Annotated in this window: 10 protein-coding genes; 9 read left to right on the top strand and 1 reads right to left on the bottom strand. The window is 67.6% G+C overall.

What is annotated here, in order from left to right; genetic code table 11:
- Nucleotides 1-58: 58 nt before the first annotated feature.
- Together BCO18175_RS09995 and BCO18175_RS09990 are read left to right on the top strand one after the other, a co-directional pair.
- Nucleotides 59-538, top strand: coding sequence for a universal stress protein (locus BCO18175_RS09995; protein WP_174980441.1), 480 nt, complete (start codon nt 59-61; stop codon nt 536-538).
- 15 nt (nt 539-553) lie between these two features.
- Complete coding sequence (locus BCO18175_RS09990) at nt 554-745, top strand: DUF2964 family protein (RefSeq protein ID WP_174980440.1); 192 nt, start codon at nt 554-556, stop codon at nt 743-745.
- Nucleotides 746-848: 103 nt separating this feature from the next.
- Here the strand turns inward: BCO18175_RS09990 and BCO18175_RS09985 are convergent, their stop codons facing one another.
- Nucleotides 849-2,033 (bottom strand): tetratricopeptide repeat protein, encoded by a 1,185-nt coding sequence (locus tag BCO18175_RS09985; protein WP_174980439.1) that lies wholly within the window; start codon nt 2,031-2,033, stop codon nt 849-851.
- Between the two features lie 415 nt (nt 2,034-2,448).
- Between BCO18175_RS09985 and BCO18175_RS09980 the strand changes: the two genes are divergently transcribed.
- The 7 genes from BCO18175_RS09980 (at nt 2,449) to BCO18175_RS09950 (ending at nt 13,091) form a co-directional block, all read left to right on the top strand.
- Entirely contained in the window at nt 2,449-6,210 is a 3,762-nt protein-coding gene (locus BCO18175_RS09980) for a nitrate reductase subunit alpha (protein ID WP_174980438.1), read from the top strand.
- A complete protein-coding gene (narH, locus tag BCO18175_RS09975; protein WP_174980437.1) occupies nt 6,207-7,736 on the top strand; it encodes a nitrate reductase subunit beta in 1,530 nt (509 codons plus the stop codon). The genes BCO18175_RS09980 and narH overlap by 4 nt, the downstream gene beginning before the upstream one ends.
- Nucleotides 7,736-8,431 carry a nitrate reductase molybdenum cofactor assembly chaperone gene (gene narJ, locus BCO18175_RS09970; protein ID WP_174980576.1) on the top strand — a complete coding sequence of 232 codons (696 nt, stop codon included), beginning with the start codon at nt 7,736-7,738 and terminating at the stop codon, nt 8,429-8,431. The genes narH and narJ overlap by 1 nt, the downstream gene beginning before the upstream one ends.
- Before the next feature lie 26 nt (nt 8,432-8,457).
- Nucleotides 8,458-9,141 (top strand): respiratory nitrate reductase subunit gamma, encoded by a 684-nt coding sequence (narI, locus tag BCO18175_RS09965; RefSeq protein ID WP_174980436.1) that lies wholly within the window; start codon nt 8,458-8,460, stop codon nt 9,139-9,141.
- A 9-nt stretch (nt 9,142-9,150) separates the two neighbouring features.
- Entirely contained in the window at nt 9,151-9,939 is a 789-nt protein-coding gene (locus BCO18175_RS09960; RefSeq protein ID WP_174980435.1) for a peptidylprolyl isomerase, read from the top strand.
- A gap of 15 nt (nt 9,940-9,954) precedes the next feature.
- Nucleotides 9,955-11,223: an MFS transporter gene (locus tag BCO18175_RS09955; RefSeq protein WP_174980434.1), complete on the top strand. Its 1,269-nt coding sequence runs from the start codon at nt 9,955-9,957 to the stop codon at nt 11,221-11,223.
- Between the two features lie 131 nt (nt 11,224-11,354).
- Nucleotides 11,355-13,091 (top strand): site-specific integrase, encoded by a 1,737-nt coding sequence (locus BCO18175_RS09950; protein WP_174980433.1) that lies wholly within the window; start codon nt 11,355-11,357, stop codon nt 13,089-13,091.
- The last annotated feature ends 23 nt before the right edge of the window (nt 13,092-13,114 follow it).

The raw sequence follows: 13,114 nt of genomic DNA, 5'->3' as shown, positions 1-13,114 counted from the left end.
GATGGTGACAGGGCCGCGCGCGATCAGACGTGCGGCCATTCACCCCAGCGAGGTTCGCATGTACAAGAAGATCATGGTGGCCGTCGACGGCAGCGCTTCATCGAAACAGGCGCTTGCCGAGGCAGTGAAGGTCGCGCTGGCAGGCGACGCGCACGTCAGCGTCGTGTACGTGGTGGACAAATCGGTGTTGTTCACCTACGCAGGCCGTTTCGACCCGCATGCACTGGTCGAGGAAATCCGCGACGACGGGCGCAAGGTGTTGCGCGAAGCCGAGCAGATCCTCGCGCTGGCCGGTGCGAAGGGCGAGGCCGAACTCGTCGAGACCGAAAGCATCGGCGAGGACATCGCGGAACGTCTGCAGCGCTATGTGAAGGAATGCGGGAGCGATCTCGCGGTGGTCGGCACGCACGGGCGGCGCGGGATCCGGCGCGTGTTGCTCGGCAGCGTCGCCGAGCGCTTCGTGCGCGGCTCGAAGTGCCCGGTGCTGCTGATTCGCGGCGACGATGACGACGTCGCGGCCGCCGCTGCAGCTGCTTAACGCGGCGGGCGCGCGATGATACGCCGCCAGTACCGGATCGTCGTCGCGGCGATCGCCGTGTTCGTGTCGCTCGCGGGAATGATGGCCGTCGTGTCGGGGCTGCTGTTCGACAGCACGACGGCGCTGCGCGGCGGCGCGATCGCGCTGGTCGTCGGCGTGGCCGGCTTCGTCGTGATGCTCAACCCGGGCGCGAAAGGCGAGGAGTGACGCGGGTGCGCCCGCACGGCTTCTTGCGTTCGACCGAGCCGGAGGCAGCCGGCAACCGCTTTCCGCAAGACTGGCGATAGCCGCTGCCGCGCCGCTGCTCCACTTACTCGCTGGCGGTACCCGGCGCGTTCGCGCCGTCCTGCCCGATCTGTATCGCCAGCCGCTTCAACGTTTCCGCCAGCTCCCCGTTCTTCGGCTGAACCTTCCGCGCCTGCGCGAACACATCGCGCGCTTCATCCTGGCGGCCCAGTTTCCACAGCACTTCGCCCTTGTGCGTCAGCCCGGTCGCATGGGCTTCGCTTGCGTCCTTGTCCGTGTCGCCGTCCTTCGCGAAGATCGCGATCGAGCGGTCGAACCACGTCAGCGCCTCGTCGTTGCGGCCGAGGCGATACAACGCCCATCCCTTGCTGTCGAGCGCATACGCATCGTTCGGCGATTCCGCGAGATGCGCGTCGATCATCGCGAGCCCGCGCTCGACCGCGACGCCGGCGTCGGCGAGCCGGTAGCCGATGTCGTTCAGGCGATCGTCGGGAATCCTGTCTAGATCGAGCGCGGCGGCCACGCGGCCCGCGTCGCGTTCGGCGATCGCGAGCGACAGCAGCTTGGCGACGATCTGCTGCCGCAACTCGCTGCTGATCCGGTCGCCGTTGGCGACCAGGCTGCCGAGGTATTGCGTGTACAGGTCGGGCGCACCCGGGGCGTTCGTGCTGTTCGCGATGGTCATGCCCGGGCCCGCGCACCAGTCGGTGTCGGCCCTCCCGGCCAGCGCGCCGGCGTAAAGATTGACGTTTCGCGGCGTGCGCGATTGCGCGTAGTAGGTGTAGCCGTTCGCATCGGAATAGCCGCACGCCAGATATTCGTTCTCCACGTCCAGCACGTACGGGAAATGGCCGATCGGTTCCGAGCCGCCCGGCTCGACCAGCTGGAACGATTCGCCCAGATCGCCGTCGCCGACGATCGGGTTGAACACCCACTGCTTCTCCGGATGCCATTTCGGCAGCCGGACCCGGACGGTGCGCCCGGCCGCGTCGGTCGTGCCGAAGATCACGCTGTCATGCTGCTCCGGCTTGACGGGCAGCCCCGCGATGACCTGACCGGGCAGGAACAGCCGATAGCGCGCATTCGGCAGCGGCTGGTGCGTGGCGGGGTCGCGCAGCACGAACTGGTGAACGTAGGCGCCTTTTCCGAACGACACGGTCGGCGCGACGTAGGTGCGCGCGTAGGCGGCGGGCAGGGCGGTACAGCTCAAGGCCGCGGCAACGAGCGCGGCGAGAAGGCGGGATGTCATGAATTGGCGGTTCTTGTTGGTAAAGGTGTTATTGACCGACGGCCGGAAATGCCCTGAACGAACCGCGCGACCTTCGATATCCCGATGCGAACACCGATACGGATGGCCGGATCGTCCAGCGCAATTCAATGCGGATCTCGCCCGCCGCAACGTGATGCGAGGAAGCGGCGAACGGATGACGCGGGAATGCAGTGCGCAGCATAGCAGGCTGCTCGCTCCCCATTTGGTTTCGTTGTTTCGTCCGGATCAACGATATCGTGATTTGTATCAAATCATGATATGTCGATCCACACGACAATCGATTCGAGCACGGTGAAAAGCGCGCAACGATCGCGATTCAGTCGACCTTTACATCCGCTATTTCACCTCCTTAAATAATCAGGGTCTGCCAAAAGACCGGAAAAACGAGATCCCCATGAGCCATTTCCTGGACAGATTGCGTTATTTCTCCACCACGAGGCCACGCTTCTCCGACGGACACGGTGCCGTCACGGAAGAAGACCGAAAATGGGAAGACGGCTACCGGATGCGCTGGCAGCACGACAAGATCGTCCGCTCGACCCATGGCGTGAACTGCACGGGCTCGTGCTCGTGGAAGGTCTATGTGAAAGGCGGGATCGTCACCTGGGAAACCCAGCAGACCGACTATCCGCGCACGCGCCCCGACATGCCGAACCACGAGCCGCGCGGCTGCTCGCGCGGTGCGTCGTACTCCTGGTATCTGTACAGCGCGAACCGCCTGAAGCATCCGATGGTGCGCAGCGCGCTAGTGAAGCTGTGGCGGGAGCGCCGTCGCACGCTAGGCCCGGTCGAAGCGTGGCGCTCGATCGTCGAGGACGACGAAGCACGCCGTTCGTACCAGAGCCGGCGCGGGCTCGGCGGCTTCGTGCGCGCGAGCTGGGACGAGGTCAACGAGATCGTCGCGGCGGCGAATGTCCACACTGTGAAGCAGCACGGCCCCGATCGCGTGGTCGGCTTCTCGCCGATTCCGGCGATGTCGATGGTGTCGTATGCGGCAGGTTCGCGCTACCTGTCGCTGATCGGCGGCGTGTGCCTGAGCTTCTACGACTGGTATTGCGACCTGCCTCCTGCGTCGCCGCAGACCTGGGGCGAGCAGACCGACGTGCCGGAATCGGCCGACTGGTACAACTCGACGTTCATCATGATGTGGGGCTCCAATGTCCCGCAGACGCGCACGCCCGACGCGCACTTCCTCGTCGAGGCGCGCTATCGCGGCACCAAGGTCGTGTCGGTGTTCCCCGACTACTCGGAAGGCGCGAAATTCGGCGACCTGTGGCTGCATCCGAAGCAGGGCACCGACGCGGCGCTCGCGCTCGCGATGGGGCACGTGATCATCAAGGAATTCCATCTGGCGGGGAAGAGCGACTACTTCGTCGACTACTGCAAGCGCTATACCGACATGCCGTGCCTCGTGCGCCTCGTGCCGCACGGCGACGGCTACGTACCCGAACGCCTCGTGCGCGCCTCCGACTTCGACGATGCGCTCGACGAGGCCGCGCATCCGGACTGGAAGACCGTGATGATCGACGACGCGAACGGCGAGTTCGTCGTGCCGGTCGGCTCGGTGGGGTTCCGCTGGGGGCAGCAGGACGACGCCGACAAGGGCAAGTGGAACCTGCGCGGCGAGACATCGAAGGGGGCGGCGCTCGCGCCGCGGCTGTCGTGCACGGCGGCGCACGACGAAGTCGTCGACGTGCTGTTCCCGTACTTCGGCAACCAGCCGCACGCGCATTTCAATTCGACGCGGCACACGTCCGAGTTGTCGCGCCGGATCGGCGTGCGGCGCATCGCGACGCGCAACGGCGACCTGCTCGTCGCCACCGTCTACGACCTGTTCGTCGCGAACTACGGGCTCGACCAGGGCCTCGGCGGTCGCGACGTGGCCGCGAGCTACGACGACGACCTGCCTTACACACCGGCCTGGCAGGAAGCGATCACCGGCGTGAAGCGTGCGGACGTGATCTCGGTCGCGCGGCAGTTCGCGGAGAACGCGCACAAGACGCAGGGCAAGTCGATGGTGATCATCGGCGCGGGGATCAATCACTGGTTCCACATGGACATGTCGTACCGCGCGATCATGAACATGCTGATCATGTGCGGCTGCGTCGGCAAGCCGGGCGGCGGCTGGTCGCACTACGTGGGCCAGGAGAAGCTGCGCCCGCAGACGGGCTGGACGGCGCTGTCGGGCGCGCTCGACTGGAGCCGGCCGCCGCGCCAGATGAATTCGACGTCGTTCTTCTACGCGCACACCGACCAGTGGCGCTACGACCCGATGGACCCGGCCACGCTGCTGTCGCCGCTCGCGGACAAGTCGAAGTTTCACGGCGCGCCGATCGACTACAACGTGCGCGCGGAACGGATGGGCTGGCTGCCGTCCGCGCCGCAGCTCGCGGTGAATCCGTTGAAGGTCGGCGCGGCGCTCGGCGATCCCGCGCACGCCGGTGCGGAGGTGGCTCAACAGCTGAAGGCGGGCACGCTGAAGATGGCGAGCGAGGACCCGGATGCGCCGGAGAACTTCCCGCGCAACCTGTTCGTGTTGCGCTCGAACCTGCTCGGCTCGTCGGGCAAGGGGCATGAATACTTCCTGAAGCACCTGCTCGGCACCACCCACGGCGTGCAGGGCGAGGATCTCGGCGCGACGGGCGGCAAGCGCCCCGAGGAAGTGACGTGGCATGACGACGCGCCGCGCGGCAAGCTCGACCTGCTCGTGACGCTCGACTTCCGGATGTCGACGACCTGCATGTACTCGGACGTCGTGCTGCCCACCGCGACGTGGTACGAGAAGGACGACATGAACACGTCCGACATGCACCCGTTCATTCACCCGCTGTCGGCGGCCGTCGATCCCGCGTGGGAATCGAAGAGCGACTGGGAGATCTTCAAGGGGATCGCGAAGCGCTTCTCCGAGCTGTGCGACGGGCATCTGGGTGTCGAACGCGACGTCGTGCTCGCACCGATCGCGCACGACACGCCGGGCGAGCTCGCGCAACCGTTCGACGTGCAGGACTGGAAGCGCGGCGAATGCGAGCCGGTGCCGGGCCGCACGATGCCGAATGTGACCGTCGTCGAGCGCGACTATCCGAACACCTACGCGCGCTTCACGTCGCTTGGGCCGCTGATGGACAAGCTCGGCAACGGCGGCAAGGGCATCGGCTGGGACACGAAGGATGAAGTGAAGCTGCTCGGCGACCTCAACTACAAGGTGGCCGACGGCGCGGCGCAAGGGCGCCCGCGCATCGACACGGCGCTCGACGCGGCCGAGGTGATCCTCGCGCTCGCGCCCGAGACCAACGGCGAAGTGGCGGTGAAGGCGTGGCGCGCGCTGTCCGGCATCACGGGCATCGACCATACGCACCTGGCCGCCGCGCGCGCGGACGAGAAGATCCGCTTCCGCGACATCCAGGCGCAGCCGCGCAAGATCATCTCGTCGCCGACGTGGAGCGGGATCGAATCCGAGCACGTGTCGTACAACGCCGGCTACGTGAATGTGCACGAGCTGGTGCCGTGGCGCACGATGACCGGCCGCCAGCAGCTCTATCAGGACCATGCGTGGATGCGCGCGTTCGGCGAATCGCTGTGCGCGTACAAGCCGCCGGTCGATACCGGCAGCTACACGCACATGGTCGGCACGCGCTCGAACGGCAACCCCGAGCGTGTGCTGAATTTCCTGACGCCGCACCAGAAGTGGGGGATCCACAGCACCTACACGGACAACCTGCTGATGCTGACGCTGTCGCGCGGCGGCCCGATCGTGTGGATGTCGGAGGACGATGCGAAGGCGATCGGCGCGGTCGATAACGACTGGATCGAGTGCTACAACTCGAACGGCGCGCTGTGCGCGCGGGCCGTGGTCAGCCAGCGGATCCCGTCCGGGATGGTGATGATGTACCACGCGCAGGAAAAGATCGTGAACACGCCGGGCTCCGAGATCACCGGCACGCGCGGCGGCATCCACAACTCGGTCACGCGCATCGCGCTGAAGCCGACCCACATGATCGGCGGCTACGCGCAGCTCGCGTACGGCTTCAACTACTACGGCACGGTCGGCTCGAATCGCGACGAGTTCCTGATCGTGCGCAGGATGAACAGGATCGACTGGCTCGACGGCGAAGACGCCACGGTGACACACGGTGCCCGCGAAGGAGAAACGTCATGAAGGTACGCGCACAGATCGCGATGGTGCTGAACCTCGACAAGTGCATCGGCTGCCATACCTGCTCGGTGACCTGCAAGAACGTGTGGACGAGCCGCGAGGGGATGGAATACGCGTGGTTCAACAACGTCGAGACGAAACCGGGCATCGGCTACCCGAAGGACTGGGAGAACCAGGACCGCTGGCGCGGCGGCTGGAAACGGCGCGCGGACGGCAAGATCGAACCGCGCCTCGGCAGCAAGTGGCGGCTGCTCGCGCAGATCTTCGCGAATCCGCACCTGCCCGAGATCGACGATTACTACGAGCCGTTCACGTTCGACTACGCGCACCTGCAGGAAGCCGGCAATACGCGCGCGATGCCGGTTGCGCGGCCGCGTTCCGTGATCAGCGGCCAGCGGCTCGAGAAGATCGAATGGGGGCCGAACTGGGAAGAAATCCTCGGCGGCGAGTTCGAGAAGCGCGCGAAGGACACCAACTTCGAAGGGGTGCAGAAGGAGATCTACGGGCAGTTCGAGAACACCTTCATGATGTACCTGCCGCGCCTGTGCGAGCACTGCCTGAACCCGGCGTGCGTCGCGTCGTGCCCGTCGGGCTCGATCTACAAGCGCGAGGAAGACGGCATCGTGCTGATCGACCAGGACAAGTGCCGCGGCTGGCGCATGTGCGTGTCGGGCTGCCCGTACAAGAAGATCTACTACAACTGGCAGAGCGGCAAGGCCGAGAAGTGCATCTTCTGCTATCCGCGCATCGAGGCCGGCCAGCCGACCGTGTGCTCGGAAACCTGCGTGGGCCGCATCCGCTATCTCGGCGTGCTGCTGTACGACGCCGACCGGATCAGCGAGGCGGCCAGCGCCGAGAACGAGCAGGATCTGTACGAAGCGCAACTGTCGCTGTTCCTCGATCCGGACGATCCGGCCGTGATCGCGCAGGCCGAACGCGACGGCGTGCCGGCCGCGTGGATCGACGCAGCTCGCCGTTCGCCGACCTACAAGATGGCGATCGACTGGAAGATCGCGTTCCCGCTGCATCCGGAATACCGGACGCTGCCGATGGTGTGGTACGTGCCGCCGCTGTCGCCGATCAACGCGGCCGCCAATAGCGGTGAGCTCGGGATGAACGGCTACCTGCCCGACGTCGAATCGCTGCGCATCCCGCTGCGCTACCTCGCGAACCTGCTGACGGCCGGCGACGAGGCGCCCGTGAAGCTCGCGCTCGAACGGCTGCTCGCGATGCGCGCGTTCATGCGTGCGCGTCACGTGGACGGTATCGACGCGCGCGGCGTGCTCGACCAGGTCGGGCTGTCGCTCGCGCAGGTCGAGGAGATGTACCGCTATCTCGCGATCGCGAACTACGAGGATCGCTTCGTGATCCCGACCACGCACCGCGAGTACGCGGAGAACGCCTACGACCTGCGCGCGTCGTGCGGCTTCTCGTTCGGCAACGGCTGTTCGGACGGCCGCTCCGAGGCGAGCCTGTTCAGCCCGAGGAAGGGCGGCAAGACGATTCCGATCCACGAGGCTTCCCGATGATGAGCACCGCACCCGATCCGACCTACGCGGCGCTCGCGGCGCTGCTCGACTATCCCGACGAGGCGCTCGTCGCCTCGCTCGACTCGATCGACGCGCACCTGCGCGAGCACGCGCGCCTGCCGAAAGCGGTGCGCGCGGGCCTCGACCGGTTCCTGGCGTACGTGCGCGAGCGCGACCTGCTGACGCTGCAGGAGAACTACGTCGGGCTGTTCGATCGCGGCCGCGCGACGTCGCTGTACCTGTTCGAGCACGTGCACGGCGAATCGCGCGACCGCGGGCAGGCGATGGTCGACCTGCTGCAGATGTACGAGCGAAACGGACTGATCTTGAACCAGGGCGAACTGCCCGACTACCTGCCCGTGTTCCTCGAATACCTGTCGCGGCTGCCGGCGCCCGATGCACGCAAGCTGCTCGCCGAAACCGGCGACATCCTGCGCGCGCTGGCCGGCCAGCTCGCACAGCGCGGCAGCCATTATGGCTTCGTCGTCGGTGCACTGCTGCCGATGGCCGGCCTCGCACCGGCCGGCGCACCGGATGCCATCGCGGACGACGTGGCCGCCGAGCGGCCGAGCGCCGCCGACTACCGCGCGCTCGACGCGTCGTATGCGGACGAGGCCGTGCGCTTCGTCGGCGCGGCCACGCCCGCGGAGGAACCGGTGCGCTTCTACGATCAACGGCCTGCGCCGCGCGCATAGGCGCGTCGGTCCAACAGGGGAAAGCCATGAACGATTACCTGCATCAATTCCTGTTCGGGATCTACCCGTACATCTGTCTCGCCGTGCTGCTGCTGGGCAGCCTGATCCGCTTCGACCGCGAGCAGTACACGTGGAAAAGCGATTCGTCGCAGCTGTTGCGCCACGGCATGCTGCGGCTCGGCAGCAACCTGTTCCACTGGGGCGTGCTGGTCGTGGTGCTCGGGCACTTCGGCGGCTTTCTCGCGCCGCACTGGCTCGTGTCGCCGTTCCTGTCGGCGTCCGGGCACCAGCTCGTCGCGATGGTGGCGGGCGGGGCGGCCGGCGTCGCGGCGATCATCGGGCTGACGATCCTGATCTGGCGGCGCCTGGGCGACCCGCGCATCCGTCGCAACAGCCGCCAGTCGGACATCCTGATCGTGCTGATGCTGTGGGTGCAGCTCGCGCTCGGGCTCGGCACCGTCGTGCTGTCGACGCGCCACATGGACGGCGCGATGTTCGAGCAGCTCACCGACTACGTGAAGGGCGTCGTCACGTTCCGGCCGGACATTGCGAGCCTGCTCGTCGGCGTGCCGCTGACGTACCGGCTGCATATCCTGCTCGGCTTCACGATCTTCCTCGTGTCGCCGTTCACGCGGATGGTGCACATCTGGAGCGGCATCGCGTCGGTTGCGTACCTGATCCGCCCGTACCAGCTCGTGCGCAAGCGCTGAGGAGGCACCATGAACGACGTTCTCTCCGAAGCACCGGCCGCGCTGCTGACGATCAACGGTGTTGTGATCGACGATGTGGCCATTGCGGCCGAAGCCGCGCATCACGGCGACGCGCCCGATCCGCTCGACGCCGCACGGCGCGCGCTCGCGGTGCGCGAACTGCTGCGGCAGCGCGCGGTGTCGCTCGCGCTGCTCGACGAAGGCGCGCCGCTCGACGATGCGGCCGTCGACGCGTTGCTCGACCGCGAGCTCACGCACGTGCCCGAACCCGATCGCGCGGATTGCGAGCGCTATTACGCGCAGCATCCGGCGCGCTTTCGCCGCAACGACATCGTCTATGCGAGCCACGTGCTGTTCGCGATGACGGACCGCGTGCCGCTCGCGCCGCTGCGGCAGCGCGCGGAAGCCGCACTCGCCGATGTGGTGGCTGCGCCCGATACGTTCGAAGCGGTCGCGCGCGCATCGTCGAACTGCCCGTCGGCGGAAGTCGGTGGCAGCCTCGGGCAACTGCTGCGCGGCGACACGGTGCCGGAATTCGAGACTGCGCTGTTCGACACCGACGGGCTCGGCGTGCTGCCGAAACTCGTCAATACGCGCTTCGGCTTTCACATCGTGCGCATCGAGCGCCGCGTACCGGGCGACGCAGTGCCGTTCGACGAAGCCGCCGCGCAGATCGCCGCGTACCTGTCGGAACGCGTGCGGGAGCGGGCGATGCGGCAGTACGTGGCGATTCTCGCGGGCGACGCGCGTGTCGAAGGCGTCGAATTCGACGGCGCGAACGGGCCGCTGGTCCAGTGAAACGGGGTCTGGTGTATGGCAACTCAACAACAAGGTAACGTGGTGCCGGCCGGCGGCGCGCCGGCGATTCCGCTGCGCGCGTGGTCGGTGCTGGCCGCGAGCACGCTCGCGTTCATGGTGTGCTTCGTCGTGTGGATGATGTTCGGCGTGCTCGGCGTGCAGCTGCGCACCGATCTCGGGCTGAACAGCACGGAATTCGGGCTGCTCACGTCGACGCCCGTGCTGACCGGCGCGCTGATGCGCTTGCCGCTCGGCACGTGGACCGACCGCTTCGGCGGCCGGATCGTGATGACGGTGCTGCTCGTCGTGTGCGCGGTGCCCGTCTATATCGTCAGCTACGCGACGCAGCTGTGGCAGTTCCTGCTGATCGGGCTGTTTCTCGGGTGCGTCGGCGCGTCGTTCGCGGTCGGCACGCCGTATGTCGCGCGTTTCTTCCCGCCGCAGCGGCGCGGGCTCGCGATGGGCGTGTTCGGCGCGGGCACCTGCGGCGCGGCCGTCAACCTGTTCGTCACGCCGCTGCTGCTCAACGCGTACGGCTGGCGCTTCGTGCCGCGCGTCTACGCGGTCGCGCTGCTCGTCACCGCCGCGATCTTCTGGTTCGCGTCGGCACCGGATCCGGGCGCCGGCAAGCGCGGCGGCTCGTGGCTCGATTCGTTCAAGGTGCTGCGCGACCCGCGCGTGTGGCGGCTTTGCCAGTACTACTCGATCACGTTCGGCGGCTTCACCGCGCTGTCGCTGTGGATTCCGCAGTACCTGAAGAGCGAATACGGGATGACGCTCGTGATGGCGTCCGCGTTCGCGGCTGGCTTCTCGCTGCCGGGCTCGGTGCTGCGCGCGCTCGGCGGTGCGCTGTCCGACCGCTTCGGCGCGCACGCGGTCACATGGTGGGGGCTGTGGGTCGCGTGGATCGCGCTGTTCCTGCTGTCGTATCCGGCGACCGACTTCGTGATCCACACGATCGACGGCACCGCGACGCTGAACGTCGCGATGCCGGTGGCCGGCTTCGTTGCGCTGACCTTCGTGCTCGGCGCGGTGTTCGCGCTCGGGATGGCGTCGACCTTCAAGTACGTCGCCGACGATTTCGCGGACAACATGGGGGTCGTCACGGGCATCGTCGGGCTCGCGGGCGGGCTCGGCGGCTTCCTGCTGCCGATCCTGTTCGGCGTGCTGCTCGACCTGCTGCGCGTGCGCACGACCTGCTTCATGTTCCTGTACGGGATCGTGTGGGTGTCGCTGATCCTGATCTACCTGTCGGAAGTGCGGCGCACGCCCGTCACGGGCTGACGGGTTTCGATCGATGCGATGTGCGTGGGCGCGATGCCGGAACGATCCGGTGTCGCGCATTGGCGCCCATCGCGCCCGGAACGCCGTGCGCGACGTATCCGGCCGCGCGCGCTTCTGTCAAACTGACGCGCATGAAACCGCGCCTCGCCTCACCGCCTTCCTCCGATTCCGCGCCTGCGCCCGCAGGTTTTCCCGACGCCGACGAACTGGCCGCGCTGCGCGCGTGGTACGCGGGCATGACCGTGCGCCAGGCCGTCGAGCGCTACCTGCCCGATCGTCTCGGCGAAGGGCGCTCGGCGCGCGGCGTGATCGGCGGCATCCGGCGCCGCCTTGTGCGCGTCGCGCGGCAGGTTGGCCGGCCCGATCTCGCGGAACGTCTCGGTCATTCCGACGGTGAGCGTTTACGGGAAGCGAGGGCTGCCGCCGAAGCGATCGGCCTGCTGCGTCATGCGCGCGCGCCAGTCCCGCAGATCAGCGACGACGTCGGCCTGTGGCTGCCCGCGCGTGCGGTCGTCGCGCTGCGGGCGCACAGGATCGCGACGCTGGCCGATCTCACGGTGCGGATTCCGCGCCGGCGCCAGTGGTGGCGTGCGATCGCGGGTCTCGGCGTGGCGAGTGCGCGGCACATCGAGGCGTTTTTCGCCGTGCATCCGGAGCTGACCGAACGGGCGCGCGCGCTGATCGCGGCGACGCCGCGCGGCAGCATCGTGCCGTGGGAGCAACTGAAGCTGCCGCATGAGGTCGACGGTTCGGCCGGCACGTTCCGCGCGCCGCGCGCGACCAGCACGCTCGATGCGGACAACGACTACGCGGCCGTGCACGCGTGGCTGTCGCTGCACGAATCGGCTGCGACGCGGCGTGCGTACCGGAAGGAGGCGGAGCGGCTGATCCTGTGGGCGATCGTCGAGCGCGGCCGCGCGCTGTCATCGCTGACGACCGAGGATGCGGTCGCGTATCGCGCGTTCGTGCGACGCCCGACGCCACACGAGCGCTGGGTCGGGCCCGTGCGCCCGCGCGGTGCGCCTGACTGGCGGCCGTTCTCGGGCGCGCTGTCCGCGCGCTCGGCCGCGTACACGCTGTCGGTGCTCGGCGCGCTGTTCCGCTGGCTGATCGAGCAGCGCTACCTGCTCGCGAACCCGTTCGCGGGCGTCAAGGTGCGCGACACGCGCGGCGCGAACGCACTCGACACGTCGCATGCGTTCACCGAAGGCGAGTGGCTGCTCGTGCGCACGATCGCCGACGGGCTCGAGTTCCGCAAGGGCACGATGGCCGGTGCGCCGCAGTCGGGCTGGACACCCGCCGCCGCGCAACGGCTGCGCTTCATTCTCGATTTCGGTTATGCGACCGGGCTGCGCGCGAGCGAGCTGGTCGGCGCGACGCTCGGCGACATCGAAACCGATCCGCACGGCGACGCGTGGCTGAAGGTGATCGGCAAGGGCAGCAAGGCCGCACGTGTCGCGCTGCCGCCGCTTGCGCGCACGGGCCTCGACCGCTTTCTGGTTGCACGCCGGCTGCCGGTCACGCCGTCGCGCTGGCGGCCCGACACGCCACTGATCCCGAGCCTCGCGGAAGACGGCGCCGCCGCGATCACGAGCGTGCGGCTGTGGAAGGTGATGCAGCGTTTCTTCGCGCAGACGGCCGATCAAGTCGATGCCGACAACCCGGCGCTCGCGCAGAAGCTGCGGCAGGCGAGCCCGCACTGGATGCGACATACGCATGCAACGCATGCGCTGGCGCGCGGTGCCGAGTTGACGACCGTGCGCGACAACCTGCGACATGCGTCGATCTCGACGACGTCGATTTACCTGCACGGCGACGATGTGAAGCGGGCGCGGCAGATGTCGAGCGCGTTTGCGGCCGACAAGTAACCGCGTCGTGCCGATCGGGCAGC

The organism is Burkholderia lata (assembly GCF_902499335.1).
GTDB classification, from domain to species: domain Bacteria; phylum Pseudomonadota; class Gammaproteobacteria; order Burkholderiales; family Burkholderiaceae; genus Burkholderia; species Burkholderia lata_B.
This window is presented reverse-complemented; position numbering and strand designations above follow the sequence as displayed.